The sequence below is a fragment of the Pseudomonas sp. FH1 genome (genome assembly GCF_000510895.2).
GTDB classification, from domain to species: domain Bacteria; phylum Pseudomonadota; class Gammaproteobacteria; order Pseudomonadales; family Pseudomonadaceae; genus Aquipseudomonas; species Aquipseudomonas azotoformans_A.
The window spans coordinates 24,025-38,910 of record NZ_AOHM01000041.1 but is presented as its reverse complement, the minus strand read 5'-3'; the positions used below and the strand labels follow the sequence as shown (position 1 = coordinate 38,910).

Sequence of the window (14,886 nt, the reverse complement as noted above, 5' to 3'; positions counted from 1 at the left end):
TTTAACCAATTGGTCGTAGGTTCGAATCCCACACGACCCACCATTTTTCACAGCGGTTCGTATGTACTAGGAAGGGAAGGCCTGTCACAGCCAACCTAGTCGTGCTGCCGTCTGGAGCGAACCTTAGGCGCGCTTCAGCGTGATGTCAATATGAAATAGCCCGCTACCTTAAACGGTTTGCGGGCTTTTTCGTTTTAAAAATCAAGAAAAATCCATAACCCTTTTTGAAAGTTTGATGCCAGACGAACTTTCCGAAAAAACCTGAAAAAACAGCGTCATAGCTGATGCAGATAATCGTTTTTCGGCCACAGTGGGACCTACCAAATCTGGCATCCTTCAATCTGGACCAGCTATCGCTTAGGTGTCAGTTCCACCTATATGAGCCTACGACGTTTTGGATTGGCACGATGTCCATCAGCGTGGCTGGATCGAACGAGTCCTCTGACTGACCGCATGGAGGAATTCCAAGATCAGCCCAAAGAGTTCCCGGTCCTTCCCAGCCTAGGTCATGCGAGAGACCTGTCATGGGTTCGCAGATCAGCTCCAGAGGGTACTTCTCTGGGCGCTTCTGTCTTGGCAGTGCGCTGAGTAACTCACAGGCCGTGGGAGTCTTGACCTCGGGTAAGCTGGCAACTTCTGCAGCTGCATCCTTTACAGCGCTCGGTTCAAGTTCTTCAGAGCCGTGCTGCCTATCGTCAGCTTCTAATGGACAGGGTTTGGGGGGAGAGGGGGTGGGGCGAGTAAGGTCTTCCTGACGTTCGAGTCTAACCGCCCCTTGGTACAGACTGCGCTCATCCAGTACAGCTCGCATATGCTCGTAGTCGACCTCGATGTAACTCATGGTCGTCGCGATGTTTGAATGGTTGAGCAGTGTCTTTGTCAGGTGAATATTGCGGTCTGGTTGACGCATTAGGTCGGTAGCCAGAGTATGCCGAAATCTGTGAGGGGTCATCCGAATGCCAAAGGCATTGGTGAGTTTTTTATACATACCCTCTATTTGATCAATGTTCATTATTTTGGATCTGTAGTGGATCGAAAATCGATTTACATTGAAGAGCTGATCTTCATCGGAGAAGCCCAGATCTGAGGCCGCTCTCAGAATTCTTTGTATGTGTGGTTCTAACCCCTTCATTATGGGGACACAGAATCCTCTGTGTGTTTTCTCTACTTCAGCATTTATGTAAATTAGCTTTTTAGACCAGTCGATATCTCGAACTCTGATGCATAGAAGGGCGTTCAAACGCATGCCTGTGTAATAGAACAGCTCGAACGTGGCCAGCCAGAACCATGCGGGAGTGATCCTAGCTCGCTCGCCAGTGGACTCCTCCTGTTCAACCAGGTTGGTGAGCCAGCGCCGCGCACTGTTAATCGCATCGCCTGCGATAATCTTGCTCGGTCGTTTCGGGGCGATGACGGTGGTTTTCTTGAAGGGGTTGGTACCTGCGTTTGCGAGGCTTCCGTACTCGATGCCATAGCCCCATATCGTGCGCAGGTGGTTTGAGTAAGTGTTCCAACTGCGCTTTGACAGACCTCCCTCAATGACCTTGTTCCGCCAGGCGAGGATGTCTCTGCGATCGATCGTCTCTACATCGACAGCCTTGCCAAAATGTTTTTCCAGAGACTTCATGGCTGCACCGTAAATCTTGGCGCTCGCCCTCCTGAGGTCATGGTCGATCAGGTACTCCTGTAACAGATCCTGAGGCGTCATTCTGTGACCCCTTCAGTCGCCCTGCGTAAGCTTGGGTTATTCATGGGCTGCTCGGGGAGAATCAGCCTCGGGTCAAGAAGAAGGTAGCCCCTTAACTGCGTAGTCTTTCTGGGGCCTATGACATCGTAGGTCCAGATGTTCAACTGCTTGCTGGTCTTCTGGTGGCTCTTCTCTTTCTCAAATGCGCGTTGTACATATTGCCAAGTGGTTGTTCCCTGTTTACCGACATTTTTTGCAAGCTCCGGATGCTCAAGCGCATATCGCTTGAAAATCCCCGGAGTTACGAGCATAGCTGTGTCGTCGACGGTATGAATCAGGGCCTTGGTGTCGTTGATGATCAATTTGTGGGAGGCGACGCCTGCTTTTATCCAAGCGATGAAATCCCTTCCCAGTGCACTATTCGTAGGCATTGTGGTGACATCTTTTGGTTCAGCATTCCTTGCTGTGGCTGCTAGAGAATTTTCAGCCGGCTCTACCTCTTCTATTCCTTTATGGTGAGGAGAGGCGGCTTCTGTTGAGCCTCGGCTAGCATTTAGCTCTTCTAGTGGCGCAGTGATATCACTATACAATGACAAGAGTTCTTCGCGCTCAGATGATTGGATCCCTTCGCTTGGACTTGGCTGTATCAAAGGGCGTGGTCGTGAAGTTGGTTTAGGTGCATCGTTATTGGATTCGACTGGATCCTCGGGTACCGCACAGACTGTTTCTCCACTTGGACTCGGTGGTGTGGCTGCTTCTGCTTCCTGCTCCTGGGTGAGCGATCCGCCGTACTGAGGGGGGCGATCGTCCGGATTGGGCCAGACGAGGGCCGGGGAGACCTTCAAGAAAGTGAAGCTGTTTTTCCAGCCGCGTCCGTTGTCGATGGTGGCTTTCCAAATCGCCTTATCCTGCGCGTTGGTCTGGATAATTGCCTGGTCTTGGAGCATGTTGAAAAACGGGGCGTTGGAGGTTGGTACTCCCTCAATGCCCTGGGTCAGCATGTATGCCCGGAGTTGGTCTGCTGTAGGTTTACTCACCAGCCAAAGCGCATCCTGAGTCAGCCAACCATCCGCTGGTCCGTCCGGATGGTTGAGCTTGAGCTTCTCTCGCACCAGGAATCGCAGACCGTCCGCCAGTTGTCGCTGTAGAGATTGTTTGGGGGCTGTAAGCGCGCGTTCCGGATTTCCTCCCAGTTGCTGGGCTACGGAAGCTTTGTCCGCCTGGACTACCATTTCGCCAAGGATGCCGGCGTGCTCGTATTGACCGGCAAGGAGGTAGATTAACTGTTTCCACAGTTCAGGGAAGCCACTGAGCCAGTCCAGAATTCCGTTGTCCAGGACCTGCATATACACAAGGGCTGAAGCAGCACCGTGCAGTTGGTACTCCCTACCTTTCACGTATTTGAACCGGTAGGGACGACTGATCGGGCCGTGCCATGGGTGCCACGCTCGGCCATCTTCGAGCTCGACACGGAGGTCAACTGCGATCTTTCCCAAGTCGTGCAGCAACGCCCCGTAGGCTGCTGCTGCAGTCCATGCCTCGGCTTGAGCTGACTGCGATTCCGGTGGCGCTCCGATCGGCAAAAGGTGTGTCTGACGGATCTTGAGGGCGTAAGCCATAATCTCCAGGCCATGGTCCAAGAGGCCTCCAAGATGCGCATGGTGATGGTTTTCGGAAGCGGGGAGCAGTTGAACCAGCTCGGCGTAGCGCTCAAGCGGCTTCAGGTAGAGGGTGTTGAACTGAGCTCGCGAGAGCGAAGCCCGGCGCCAAATGTTCTCCAGGAGCTGCTGGCGGAGTGGGCTTTGGAGGAGAGCAGCAGCCTTCGCCGGCAGGTGGAAGCCTTGCGGAGAGGCTTCTGGCGTTGGTCTAGCCATTTTGCGGCTAAGCCAGGAGATGAGGTGCATAAAGTGCTCCATGAGGTTTGCATGGAGCGGGCTTTTCTCTTAATGCCAAGATGGCATCAACGGTAAAGCGAATTCCTGAGTGTGTGGATTTCTTGGCAGATGGCCATCATTCGGGTGGGTAGAGTGTCACATTGTCCCCCTCGACGACGATGGTGTGCCCGGAGCTACCCAGTCCAAATTCATTTCTCGAACCTATGAATGATCCAGATGGAGTATTAAAAGTGAAATTTTCAAAAATTACGTATTGATAGATGTTGAAGCCTGAGCCGTACAATCCATCCTTTCCTCTTGGATACTCTTTGAACTGAATATTGTTGTATTCGGGCTTCAGTAGGCTGACAAATGCTTTTTCGGCATCGGCTATAGTGCGCGGGCTATTAATATCCAAGATGATGTCATCCATCTCATCCTCAGGTGACCATTGCTGAATCACAAGTGGGTCAATGTCGAAGAAGAATAGGACTATTTCGTCTGAAACTCGATTCGATGGGGTTGGGTACCGAATCTTTTCTTCTGTAAGTATTTCGACTCGACCTTGATGTGCTTTCTTCAAAAGTCGCTCAAAGCTATCCTGTTTGTTAGCTATTCCGACATACAGTAGGTCGTAGTTGCAAACGATAGCGTGATTGTCGAACCCTTGTAAATTTGGGTTGCCCCTCGATTTTTCCCAGTAGACTGAATCGGGGGTATACCAGGTGTGTGAGTGCATCTTTTCGCCAGGAGCTGGACGGCTGTGCCCGATCTGAATGATTTGATCGTCCCAGGCCGCATGTACCGCGCCCCCAAGAGGGACATTGGCTTGTAGGTTAATTAAGCCCCAGTCAACCGTCTCTCCGGCCAGCTTAATTTCCACTCGCGCAATGTCATTTACTGTGTCGATTATTTGTACATCGCCAAACTCCGTTCGCGGTCTAGCTCCGATCATGTATAACTTGCTGAGTTTCAGCTTTGCGGCGAAAGCTGAATTAGCTTCGTCTTTAAAATCTTTGCTCATGCTGTTGATAAACGGCGGGTGTACCGTGGCAAGGCGGACCATTTTCCCGAGGAAGCTCATTTCTTACGTCCTTTCAACCGTTTCAGTTTGGCAGCCCTTTCAGGTAAGGCTTTTACCCTTGTGATCCATTCCATTATCCGTTCAACCCCTTTTGCTCCTATGCCATTTACCTTTTATTCCTGATGCAGGTGACTCAAACACTGAGCAACTTCCATTGCGTCGTGGAGAACTCGAAGGACCTCAACGATTTGGTCCCTCCCAGTACGGTAGAACACTATATGTCTGGGGCTGATCATGCGGCCGCCAGCCACATGCAGCACGTTGAATGACAGGTGCAGGCTGCGAAGACCTGGCGAAAGCTCATCGCGAACTTTGCTACCGGGCAGTGTCGGCTGTTCTGCAATGGAATGGAGTGTTGTCTGTAGCAGGTCTTGATACTGATTCCTGACGGACTCACCGAGCCGCGCCTGCGTAAAGCGGAGCGTATCGGTGATATCGGTACATGCCTGGGGTGACATACGAACCATGACCTGACTCATGCTTTATCGCTCGCTAGTCTTCCACGATTGTCGAGGAAGGCTGCAAGATTGGCTGGATCGATTTCATCGTACTGGCCTGCTTCGATCTGCATGATTCCCACTGATGTAGCGTTTCGCAGTGCTTCGAGTCTGGCTGCCTCAGCTGCTTCATGCTCGAGCAGCATCCGGATGCCTGCACGCACGACCTCGCTGAAGTTCTGGTACCGACCAGTGTTGACTAGATCATCAATGGACCGCTCCATTGGCTTTGGAACGACGACGTTGTGGGTGGCCATGGATGCGAACCTGATGAGTAGTGATGGCGTTTTATGCCATACCTCTTGCGAAAATGCCAAAGGTGTCGTATATCTGATGGCAAGGTGCTCTCACAGAGTTAAGGAGATGGATCATGACTGCAGCCACCAATCACTCGATTGCCTTCCGCTTGGGCCGGGCCTCTGGTGCAGTGGTACGATTCTGCCTCTTCGACAAAAATTCACTGATTCGCTGGGGCAAAAGAGTGGTGGTTTTTACCACCTTAGCTCTGATCCTAACCAACTCGTTGAGCGCGATTATTTCCTTACTACTAAGCGTTGGCTGTTTTGGGCTGTTGGTCTGGGCTTTGTCGACAGGCAACTCAAGCCTGCTTTCAGGCATGTTGAAAGAGGACGTTCATGCTCGCGGAACCGACGATGACTCGTACAGAGCACCATTCTACGGTGAACACGAGCATCCTGATTACAATATGCACTTCAAGGATTGATTTACTCCTAGGATATGGCCAGGTTTCTGGTTATATCTATCTATGTTGAAGCAGATTTTACTGCGTCCTTAGCGACGCTCCCCCCTTGCGCTCCGGCGGTTTGAATATCTTTCGTACCGTTGGTGAGCCCTCCGATAATATTCCCCGTCTGTATCCCTGCCCAGCCGAGAGCAACTACCCAGAATGTTGGGAGAATGATGAACATCGACCCCATGACGAAATTTAGAATCGCGTCTTGAGTAGTGGTGTTTAAGCCCATCACTGGATCAAAGGACAAGTGCGGCGAGCCCGAACCATACAAAACGTCGATGATTGTGCTGTCGACCCATCTTGCCAGTTGAAACCAGAAGTCTACGAATATTAAGGCGAACATTGTTACTGACATGGTCATGGCGACCTTCAGTTGATACGCGCCGATTATAAGTACCAGTGGAATGCAGATGACCATAGCCATCTTGAGGAAGGCCACTACCATCGGTAGGGCTTGCCGCACCATGTCCATTCCGGGGAAGTAGGCCAGTGAGCCCACGGCGACCCCAAGCGTCCCGCCTGCACGGGCGAGACCGTTCCAGGCTGTTCCGCCTATCTGACCACCGTAATCGGTATAGACGTCTCCGTTGACCTGGCTGGATGGTGACACGAGCTGGCGAATCATTGAGTCGGTTACTTCCTCCTGGGACAACCACTTTGCCCACCCGAGGAACTGGTTCAGCAGGCTTGGATCGACCTGGGCTTTCAGTCGGTCCCGCAGGCCGATGTTTCCATCTGACCACCACTGCTTGCAGGTGGGGTATCCACCACCCCCGGTTACCTGGGGCATGCCATCATCTCGTTTTGTGTCATACGGCCAGGATGTACGTGGTGTTCTGGAGTAATCCGTGTCGTAGTAACCAGCCGTATTCAGCAGGTAGCGGGACCCGATCCAGTTCAGGTCCTGCAGAGCCTTCTGGTCTTTGGCGATCGATCCAATATCTGGCTGACGCATGAACAGACGCGCCCGAGAAGGACCGAAACAATCGTGGGTGAAGTCTGCAACCTCCTGGGCGAGGATGGGGTTGCCGATCCTCATCGCGTCGACCTCCATGCGCATCTGTCTGAGGTCCGTTCCGCAGGGGATTGCTGCAACAGCTCCGCTATTCAACCCCTTGGACAGCGCGTGTACGAGGGCCCACCATACCGGCACCTTCGCGCTCTTGCCGGCCAAGGAGCTGAATGTCGTGTTCCAGCCTGTCTCCGAGGGCGCCGGCGTCAGTACCTGGCACTGCTTTCCTCGCGCCTGGTCGAACTGCAGAGTGTCAAACCCCACGGAGATGGCTGGCACAGCACAAAGTGAAACGACCACATACCCGACGTATAGCTGGGTTTCAATGCGAGCCAGGGACAGCACCCCCTTGTTCCCCTCGTCTGCGCCTTCTCCTCGCACCTTGATCCACTCACGGGCCACAATGATGATGAAGGGCAGGGCAAACAGGCCCGTGTCGGAGATCATGTCCCAGATCCCGTTGTTGATGATCCACCCCACGAGGGTGAGGTAATACTCCAGGTAGTCGTTCGTGTTGAGCGTCATAGCACCTCCGACCAGGTGATTGGCGCCTTCGAGATCTCGATGATCACGAACAGCAGGAGCACCAGGAACTCGATCCGCTGAGTACCCTTGGATGGTTGCCCATCTTCAGCCCCGGGCAGGCGCGCCTTGAGCTTCAACCAGGCGAAGACGATGCTGCCGTAGAGGGCCAGTCGCCAGAGCAGCAGTGGCAGGTAATTGCCCTCACGCCACTTCAACCAGGTGTCGAAGACGCCCAGGTGATTGACCGCGATGATGCCGAGCAACACGCTTAGCAGCAGCATCACCACGCTCAAAGCCACGCCTCCCAGCAGGACTTTCAGGGGGGAGATTTTTTTCTCGACATCTTTGGACATGGTCACTCCTTGTCTGCAGGCTTCTGCAACTGAAGCAAGCGATCCTGTTCAGGCGCCGCGTCGTAAATCGTGCGAGAGTTTTCAGAGCGCGCCTTGCTGCGCTCGATGATTTTCATCGGGGAGTTGTTCGCGAGCTGCTGCCGCATTTCGAGCTCGGTCTTGAGGTTCGTGATGAGCTGCTGAAGCGTGTCGACCTGCCCGTTTGTTGCCTCAACGGCCAACTTGTTCGCATTCACGTTGGGTTCCTTGCTGCCCGTAATAAGCATGCGCTGCAGCAGCAGTCCTTTCTCCAGGACATCAGCTAGAGCGACCTCGGATGCCAGGCGGGAGGCCAACACTGCCTGATCCCGTTCGTCACGAAGGGCTGTAACGACGCCGCGGGTAATGGGGAGGGAGTCGCTGCTTGCCTCACGCAGCTTCTCGGATGTGATCTGTGTTCCCGGCTTCAAGAGCTCCTGCAGTGCCGCGAGCTTTTTGTCGTATGTTTCCTGGATCAGTGGCGTTAGGCCCACACCCGGAGTCGAGGTGGTGGCGCAGCCTTCACAGGTCTGGATCTGCTGCTCCCCCAGGACCCGGTTTGCGAACTGAGCGGCTTCGGCCGGTGACTCCCAACTGCCGCATACCAGTCCATTGGAGCAACTGGACTGCGGAATGCTCGAGGTGTCCTGAGCCGCGCGGTTGTTGAGGAGGTTGTAGCCTGCCTTGGCGACATCCCCGACCACTTTGATGGGCTGCTGCCCGTTGCCACCGGCCTGTTTGCCGCCTACCCATGTCACGCCATTGGTCCCCGGTGCTTCCTCGACCTTGTTGACTACTGCAACGGCATCGTTGCTCGATGTCAGGGCCTGCCCCATCTTCTGCCCCTCGGCAACTTTGCCCCATCCCATCTGGCCTCCGGCGATGTCGGCCATCCGCTCCGCCATCGCTCTGCAGGTTCCCTTCGATCGGTCGTAGTCGAGGCGCGCCTGCAGAATCCCGTTCGTCAGCAGGTTGTACAGGGCGGGATTGGCCCGCTGCAGGATCAGTGCCGGCAGTGACGTGACTGCGCCGGTCGCGTTCTGGATGACGCTGCTCATGATCTGCTGGAAGCCCTGGGTTGTCCCGTTCAGCTGGTTCTGCAGAGTGTTGCTAAGGTCCATGTTTCCGCAGACCAGATTGTTTTGCCACCCACCGCCGACGGTGATGCTTTCCATCTGGCCAGCGCTGCCCATCTGGACAGCACTGCCGCCGCCGATACTGTAGAGCACGTCGTCCCCAATCACGCTGCCCTGGGATTCGACCTTGATCGGGTCGGCGGCCTCAGCCAAGCACCAGGTGCTGCCCATGCCAGCGGCGAGAATGATGGCGGCGGTTAGTTTGTTCATAGAACTCTCCAGGTCATATCTCATTGGAAGTCAGTGCTCCCCAGGAAGGTTTGGCCCTTGCGCTGGCAGCATGAATAGGGCCGCCAGAGGGCCCAGGCATAGGCTTCGTCGACCGCGTCGGCGTTAGGGGCGGGGGAGGGGAATACGGCGCAGGTGGGGCTCATGGTTGGTGTGAGTTGCTGCCACTTGCCTGTGCTGGCGTCACCTTCTATCAATTCACCGGCAGGCCAGTAGCCTGGTTCTGGTTGGGAGCGCATTGGCAGGTACACGTGGGGTTGTCCGACGCGTGTTGTGATGTCACCGGCACGCTGGGCGATAACTGCACCGGCTTTAAAATCGTCGACCTGGTGGATGAATCCGCTACGTGGGTAGATGCTCCCCCATATGTTGCCTGATAGAAGCCCTCCGACTTCACGCATGCCAGGGACCAGGGCTTCCGGGTAGACGGACTCGGGAACGCCGTAGCGCCAAGCGAGTGTGTCCAACGTGCTGAGCATGTAGGGCACGTAAGGCGTGGTCGCGCCGTGGCAGGAGTAGCCAGAAGAGCTGACGAACTGGTTGAACACCGCTGCGCCTGGATGGCCGATAACATCGGCTTCCTTAAACTTTGTGATGTTGTTTTCGGCGTTGTGGTTCGTGGTGCCATCGTTACCGGCCTGCGCTGTCGCGTTGGGCGCGCCCATAGGGCTCACCTCTGTCCAGGGGTTGCCCCCTGTATTGGCGTAGGCGGATACCACTGCGTCGGGGATGTAATGCCGGACTTTGGTTGAGGTTTTCACCTTGCAGCCAAAGGGGGTGCAGAGAAGCCAGTAGCAGATGCCAACCACCTTGTATTCCAGGCAGGTGGGCGAGCTGGTGGAGGCGAGGATCGCTGCCGAGCTGATGGCTGCAGAGGCTGAGAACGGTAGCGCCGACGTCAGAACGCCAGCCAGGGTGAGTCGCGAGATTCGCCTCATCATCGTCCCCTTGCCCGGTTGATGGTTTGCATGGCTGCTGTCACGTCGGCTTGGCCGTACACAACATATCGGCGATCGACGACCACCGCCGGCACCTTCGAGATACCGACACTCCAGGCATCAGCATTGCCCTGTTGGGCGATGGCCAACTGTTGCATCAGTGCTGCCCCGGCCGGAGAGTTCATTAGCTGTCGTGCGGCGAGGGCTGCCTGGTGCGGATTGGGAGGCAGCTTCTTGGACAACTGCTCCTCGATGCGCTGTTGGTCATCGAGCTTTATGACACGCACATCTGCTGGGACGGAGGTCAGTGGGTGCGCTGAGTCTGTTACGGCCCAGGTCTCGCCCTGGGCGGTGCCGGTGGCCAACGCGACGATGAGCACAGGGACTGCTAGCCACGAAGGTTGGGGAATATTGATCATGAGGCTGCACCTGAAGTGGGGACCGGTACAGGAAAACGGATCGGTCCACTAGGTTCAGCAGGAAATAGATAACCCAGGAGGCTTGGATTTTTGCGAGAGGGGAGGAGGGGGCCTTAGCGCAGCGTAGGCCTGCCACCAGGCTTTGGGAGGACTTAGTCTGATAACGATATTTTACGGTCTATTGCCCCCGCATCGCCGACATGGCCCAGCTCAATTACAGTTCCAGAAGTCGGCGCATACCAGTCGACGATCACGAAGCGTCCTTTGCCTGTGGTCGCGTCGTATTCCATGAGGACACAATCGTCATTCCACTCCTGAAGAGCTCTGCTTAGCACTGAGTGGGAGGGGAACTCCTCTGTGGCCGGCTCAAGTTGGAACCATCCATGTCCGGAGCCTGCGCTTGGAAAGAACCTGCTTGGCAGGTTGCTTTCTTCGTCATTGTTGTCGATGCACGAGACGGTGAGCTTGATTATCACCTTGTCTCCTCCTTGCGCTGCGCGGCCAGAGCATCAATCACCGACAGCAGTGCGGTACTGTCCACTGGCCCCTCTAGTCGAACGCTGTGCCCGGTCTGGCTGTCAGTGACCTCAATCGTAGGGGTGGCGGTGATGCCGCGGCGTTTGGCTTCAACCAACTGCCTATCAACCACTGCGTGGATGTCCAATTTTGTTCTAGCGCAACTGGAAAGAGACTCAGCGGAGACATCGGGTAGCTCCAACTCTTCTGCAACCCCCTGTCCATTACCTCGTGTGCGTAGCAGCACCTGGTCGATCGCCTGCCAGAACACTGCCGGCCCCCCTAAATACCCTGCGCATTGAACGAGTCGTGCCTCTGAGAGTGCAGCAACGCCATGGATATCGAGGGGAACGTGATGCCACGCGAGCTTCACGTTCTTCTGCTCACTCACCCATCGCTTCAGTTGGGGCGTATATGCCCTGCAATAAGGGCATTCGAGATCGGCGTACTCAGTGATCACCCACCGGGCATTCGAGGGGCCGAAATACCAAGTCTCATCGGGGCTTCTGGCACTAGTGGACTTTGCAAGCTGCCAGCAAGTGCCGAAGCCCGCGATTACAACGATGCAGAGCATGATGGTCTTGAACCTGAGGTCACGCATGCTTTCCCCCCATGGCACCAAGCTGGCCCAGTCGCTGCAAGGCGGCTTGGAGATCCTGGATGGCTCCCTCCGGTTGGGGATGCTGTTTTAGCCACTCATCCAAGACGACCTGGATTTGGGGAATGATGTCACGGCGATCGAGGGCGTTATTTTTGATCTGTTGCAGCTCGTCAATGAGCACTGGTGCGCATACCGAAAGCGACTGGAGAGTGTCGTGCCCGGGGTCCTTGAGCAGTTGGGTCAGGCTATCAATGATGTTCTGGGTCAGGGTATTCATGACTCTCATGCCATGCGCTCCGCAGCCTTCTTCGTTTCGGGAAAGGTGATGGGAAATGGGGTGATGCCGCGTTTGCGGTCCAAGTCAGCGGCCACCTGCAGTGCGGCGTGTAGTTCATCGCAGCCGAGAGCCTGCATGGTTTCGTACCGTTGTCGCTTTTCTTCTGGCTCGGTCATGGCGAGGGCGAGGCACAAGCTGGGAGGCACCACCCGGAACAGCATCTCGATTCGCTTGGCCAGGACAATACCCTCGGTGAACTTGCCGTTTTCCTTCCTTGCCGAGAGCATCATCGTCTTTTGTGCCGCCGTGAGCTCACGGAAGCGGGCGATCTTTTCTACCTCGTCTGGTGGCATGTTCAAGCAGATCCACCACTCGATCATGTTCAGCAGCGCGGATGCTTCTGGGGGGATGTCGTCGACGTTCTGAGTCGCCATCCAATACCAGGCACCAAGTTTTCGCCACATTTTGGTGATCTTCACCGAGTACGGGGAGAGCAGCGGCACTTTCAACGGGATGTGACCTTCGTCGGTGAAGGCAATCAGTGGCCGACCTTTGAACTGGTCCCGCTCTGCGATGTTGTTGATGGTGTTCAGCAGCGAGATATAGGCGATGGCCATCTGGGCCTGGTAGCCCTCACGAGCGTAGGTAGCCAGGTCCACGATCGTGATGTCAGCTTCCGGCCAGGCGGTACCAGGACGGTTGAACATCTCGGCCTCCGTGCCCATGGTGAACATCCCCATGGCCTCGGCCATCTCCATGAATCGGTTGCGCCGGATTTCGGGGAGACTTCCGTCGGTGGCCATCGCTTGAAGCGCTGCGCTGATGTCTTCAGTGAGCACTGGGCGGTTCTCGCTGACGCACAACTCGGCCGCGTTGAGGATGCACTGACGGATGGCACTGCGGTCAGCTCGAGTGAGTCGAGCATCTTCCTTGGATTCGCCGCCAGTGATCATCAAACGCGCCGTGATCTCCAGCTCGCCCAAGATGTCCCGCTGTTCGTCCTCCATGCCTGCCAGCGCGTCGGCCAGATGTTGGTCCGAAGCATCCACGTCCGACGCATTCAAGACCTTGACGTGGTCCTTATTTTTAACAAGTTGCACTGCGTCGACGAATGGGGCGAGGCTCACTCCGGCACCGGGGGCGAGCCGTACTCGATTAACGGTCAGGCCGAGCCGCTTGGCGAAATCACCCAGCAAGCCGAAGCTGTTACCGGCCTCGATGATGAATAACCTGGGGCGGTAGAGTGCGATGGCTTGCATGATCAGGTAGTTGGCTGTTGCGGACTTACCCGCACCGGTGGGCCCGAACAAAAACAGGTGTGCGTTCATTTGACGGTCGAGCTTGTTCAATGGGTCGAAGGTCAGTGTTGCTCCTCCCCGATTGGACAGGGTGAAGCCTGGGTTACCTGTGCCAGTCGAACGTCCCCAGACGGGGGCCAGGTTGGCGATGTGCTGTGTGAACATGAGTTGGGTGTACCAATCTAGCGCTCTGCTTTCGCTGGGGTCGAAATTGCACGGTAACCAACGCAGGTAGCTGTTCAGGGGGGCTACCTCGTCCTGAGGCTGGACCGGTTGCATGCCGGCGCCGAGGAGCACGTTGCACAAGCTAATCGTGCGCTCCTCGAGCACGGCTTTAGTCTGACCACGGAGGAAGAAGGCGACACTGCCCCGGTAGAGCTTGTGCTTGCGCCCAAGAATGGACCGGGCCTGCTGGACGTCCTCCCGGGTGTGGCTGGACGCTTGGGTGTCCCCGATGGCCTTCCTAGACAGTTGTTCGAGATGTCCTTCAAGTAGATCCTGCGGGGTAGGGACCATGGTGATACACAGTACGGTATCTTCCGGCAGTCGATCGAAGAGCGAGTTCAGCGCGTCTGCCTGCTTTGTCTCACCAGTCAGGTGTCCGGTGAGGGGGGCATTTTTCAAGCGATCGAGCATCACTACCCGGTGTGGCATGCCGTCGAACGACCAAAGGCCGCTGGCCACGTCCGAACGTGGTTCTCGGTAGAACAAGTTCTCCGAGAAGTCTGTACCGCTGGCCACGGGCAACTCTCCCTCTTCGAGTTCGCGTGGTGGTTGGCAGACCGTTTCGTAGAATCGACGGATATCGCGATCAGTCGAGCCCAGGTGGTCGGGGTGCGGGTTGAACCAGCCGACCAGCCAGCGCTTGATTGAGTGCCCATCCATGCGTTTGGTCGTTACGCCGGCGTTGGCCAGTGATCCTTTAAGGCGATCGCAGATTGCTTTGAGGTAGGCTCCAGGCTCTTGTCCACGAACCACGAGGTCCTGTTTCCTCACCCGGCGATAGACAACCAAACGGACTTTCCGTGTTTGCCCGCGCCAGGGTAGATGGCTGACGGCCGTGTCGATGAACAAGCCACCAGGCTTGGAAATGGATTCCAGGTGATGACGAAACATCGCGAGGTACAGCTCAGTGAAGCCCGTGTTTTCTGCCCGGGGCTGAACATAGGACCGGAGTTTCTGCAGGTAATCCCCCCAATCCGTTTCGTCCTGGGCATATAGCTGGACTACCCAATGTGAGCTTTCCAGCTCGTCGAAGCTGTCCTGCAGAACACCCTGCAACGCATCACGAGCTTGTTGAAGCCAATCGTCGGAGCGCCCTTCGGTGCCGATCGGGACTAGCTCGAAAAACGCGGCTCTGGAAACGCCATCCTCGAGGAGCATGGCCTCTTCCTCGGGCAGGTATTCCGCCCATGGCAGCATGTCCACGAACGACGGGTTGACGTCATACATCCTCGACACGTCTGCTTTCGTCGCAGGGCGCCGTTTAGGGTTCTGCCAGTCGATAGGCGAAGGGATACCCATGGATTCCAGGCGGGCGATGTAACGGTCACTCGCAGCCTGGCGGTCCTCATCGCTTACGGCAGAGCTGTCCGCTGCGACACTGCCATCGACCTGGTCGTAATCTGTCGCTGTCTGGCCAATTACGGGCTCGATGGACGCCTCACGG

At 55.9% G+C, this 14,886-nt stretch carries 15 protein-coding genes; 1 reads left to right on the top strand and 14 read right to left on the bottom strand.

All coding sequences use genetic code 11. The features are described 5' to 3' along the window. Positions 1-364 precede the first annotated feature (364 nt). The 5 genes from H096_RS14220 to H096_RS14200 all read right to left on the bottom strand — a co-directional run bounded on the left by H096_RS14220 (position 365) and on the right by H096_RS14200 (position 5,399). Positions 365-1,708, bottom strand: coding sequence for a site-specific integrase (locus H096_RS14220; RefSeq protein WP_033899164.1), 1,344 nt, complete (start codon positions 1,706-1,708; stop codon positions 365-367). Next, positions 1,705-3,591: a MobH family relaxase gene (mobH, locus tag H096_RS14215; protein WP_241495502.1), complete on the bottom strand. Its 1,887-nt coding sequence runs from the start codon at positions 3,589-3,591 to the stop codon at positions 1,705-1,707. Before mobH ends, H096_RS14220 begins: the two co-directional genes overlap by 4 nt. Positions 3,592-3,697: 106 nt before the next feature. Next, the gene (locus tag H096_RS14210; RefSeq protein ID WP_051422040.1) at positions 3,698-4,645 is read right to left on the bottom strand and encodes a hypothetical protein; all 948 of its coding nucleotides are present in this window, start codon (positions 4,643-4,645) and stop codon (positions 3,698-3,700) included. 113 nt (positions 4,646-4,758) lie between these two features. Further along, positions 4,759-5,103, bottom strand: coding sequence for a type II toxin-antitoxin system RelE/ParE family toxin (locus H096_RS14205; protein ID WP_241495506.1), 345 nt, complete (start codon positions 5,101-5,103; stop codon positions 4,759-4,761). 17 nt (positions 5,104-5,120) lie between these two features. Next, positions 5,121-5,399: a type II toxin-antitoxin system ParD family antitoxin gene (locus H096_RS14200; protein WP_033899156.1), complete on the bottom strand. Its 279-nt coding sequence runs from the start codon at positions 5,397-5,399 to the stop codon at positions 5,121-5,123. Positions 5,400-5,512: 113 nt separating this feature from the next. On the opposite strand from H096_RS14200, the gene H096_RS14195 reads away from it, so the two are divergent. After that, positions 5,513-5,866, top strand: a complete 354-nt coding sequence (locus H096_RS14195) for a hypothetical protein (RefSeq protein WP_033899153.1) — start codon at positions 5,513-5,515, stop codon at positions 5,864-5,866. 40 nt (positions 5,867-5,906) lie between these two features. On the opposite strand, the gene H096_RS14190 is transcribed toward H096_RS14195, so the two are convergent. From H096_RS14190 to H096_RS14150, 9 genes are all read right to left on the bottom strand, one after another. Continuing rightward, positions 5,907-7,433, bottom strand: coding sequence for a conjugal transfer protein TraG N-terminal domain-containing protein (locus H096_RS14190; RefSeq protein ID WP_033899150.1), 1,527 nt, complete (start codon positions 7,431-7,433; stop codon positions 5,907-5,909). Continuing rightward, positions 7,430-7,786 carry a hypothetical protein gene (locus H096_RS14185; RefSeq protein WP_033899149.1) on the bottom strand — a complete coding sequence of 119 codons (357 nt, stop codon included), beginning with the start codon at positions 7,784-7,786 and terminating at the stop codon, positions 7,430-7,432. Before H096_RS14185 ends, H096_RS14190 begins: the two co-directional genes overlap by 4 nt. Positions 7,787-7,788: 2 nt before the next feature. Continuing rightward, entirely contained in the window at positions 7,789-9,150 is a 1,362-nt protein-coding gene (locus H096_RS14180) for an integrating conjugative element protein (protein WP_033899147.1), read from the bottom strand. Between the two features lie 20 nt (positions 9,151-9,170). Continuing rightward, complete coding sequence (locus H096_RS14175; protein WP_033899145.1) at positions 9,171-10,106, bottom strand: TIGR03756 family integrating conjugative element protein; 936 nt, start codon at positions 10,104-10,106, stop codon at positions 9,171-9,173. Further along, positions 10,106-10,525 carry a TIGR03757 family integrating conjugative element protein gene (locus H096_RS14170; RefSeq protein ID WP_082461583.1) on the bottom strand — a complete coding sequence of 140 codons (420 nt, stop codon included), beginning with the start codon at positions 10,523-10,525 and terminating at the stop codon, positions 10,106-10,108. Before H096_RS14170 ends, H096_RS14175 begins: the two co-directional genes overlap by 1 nt. A 152-nt stretch (positions 10,526-10,677) precedes the next feature. Further along, positions 10,678-11,001, bottom strand: coding sequence for a hypothetical protein (locus H096_RS14165; protein WP_241495501.1), 324 nt, complete (start codon positions 10,999-11,001; stop codon positions 10,678-10,680). Beyond that, positions 10,998-11,642: a thioredoxin domain-containing protein gene (locus tag H096_RS14160; RefSeq protein WP_033899144.1), complete on the bottom strand. Its 645-nt coding sequence runs from the start codon at positions 11,640-11,642 to the stop codon at positions 10,998-11,000. The genes H096_RS14165 and H096_RS14160 overlap by 4 nt, the downstream gene beginning before the upstream one ends. Beyond that, complete coding sequence (locus H096_RS14155) at positions 11,635-11,928, bottom strand: hypothetical protein (RefSeq protein ID WP_033899142.1); 294 nt, start codon at positions 11,926-11,928, stop codon at positions 11,635-11,637. Before H096_RS14155 ends, H096_RS14160 begins: the two co-directional genes overlap by 8 nt. Beyond that, positions 11,925-14,741, bottom strand: coding sequence for a conjugative transfer ATPase (locus tag H096_RS14150; protein WP_082461586.1), 2,817 nt, complete (start codon positions 14,739-14,741; stop codon positions 11,925-11,927). Before H096_RS14150 ends, H096_RS14155 begins: the two co-directional genes overlap by 4 nt. Positions 14,742-14,886 lie beyond the last annotated feature (145 nt).

What these genes read in the sequence shown, in the direction of transcription:
- H096_RS14185 (WP_033899149.1), bottom strand. Translation starts at nt 7,786, where the DNA reads ATGTCCAAAGATGTCGAGAAAAAAATCTCCCCCCTGAAAGTCCTGCTG.
- H096_RS14190 (WP_033899150.1), bottom strand. Translation starts at nt 7,433, where the DNA reads ATGACGCTCAACACGAACGACTACCTGGAGTATTACCTCACCCTCGTG.
- H096_RS14155 (WP_033899142.1), bottom strand. Translation starts at nt 11,928, where the DNA reads ATGAGAGTCATGAATACCCTGACCCAGAACATCATTGATAGCCTGACC.
- H096_RS14160 (WP_033899144.1), bottom strand. Translation starts at nt 11,642, where the DNA reads ATGCGTGACCTCAGGTTCAAGACCATCATGCTCTGCATCGTTGTAATC.
- H096_RS14220 (WP_033899164.1), bottom strand. Translation starts at nt 1,708, where the DNA reads ATGACGCCTCAGGATCTGTTACAGGAGTACCTGATCGACCATGACCTC.
- H096_RS14195 (WP_033899153.1), top strand. Translation starts at nt 5,513, where the DNA reads ATGACTGCAGCCACCAATCACTCGATTGCCTTCCGCTTGGGCCGGGCC.
- H096_RS14205 (WP_241495506.1), bottom strand. Translation starts at nt 5,103, where the DNA reads ATGTCACCCCAGGCATGTACCGATATCACCGATACGCTCCGCTTTACG.
- H096_RS14170 (WP_082461583.1), bottom strand. Translation starts at nt 10,525, where the DNA reads ATGATCAATATTCCCCAACCTTCGTGGCTAGCAGTCCCTGTGCTCATC.
- H096_RS14210 (WP_051422040.1), bottom strand. Translation starts at nt 4,645, where the DNA reads ATGAGCTTCCTCGGGAAAATGGTCCGCCTTGCCACGGTACACCCGCCG.
- H096_RS14180 (WP_033899147.1), bottom strand. Translation starts at nt 9,150, where the DNA reads ATGAACAAACTAACCGCCGCCATCATTCTCGCCGCTGGCATGGGCAGC.
- H096_RS14200 (WP_033899156.1), bottom strand. Translation starts at nt 5,399, where the DNA reads ATGGCCACCCACAACGTCGTCGTTCCAAAGCCAATGGAGCGGTCCATT.
- mobH (WP_241495502.1), bottom strand. Translation starts at nt 3,591, where the DNA reads ATGCACCTCATCTCCTGGCTTAGCCGCAAAATGGCTAGACCAACGCCA.
- H096_RS14175 (WP_033899145.1), bottom strand. Translation starts at nt 10,106, where the DNA reads ATGAGGCGAATCTCGCGACTCACCCTGGCTGGCGTTCTGACGTCGGCG.
- H096_RS14150 (WP_082461586.1), bottom strand. Translation starts at nt 14,741, where the DNA reads ATGGGTATCCCTTCGCCTATCGACTGGCAGAACCCTAAACGGCGCCCT.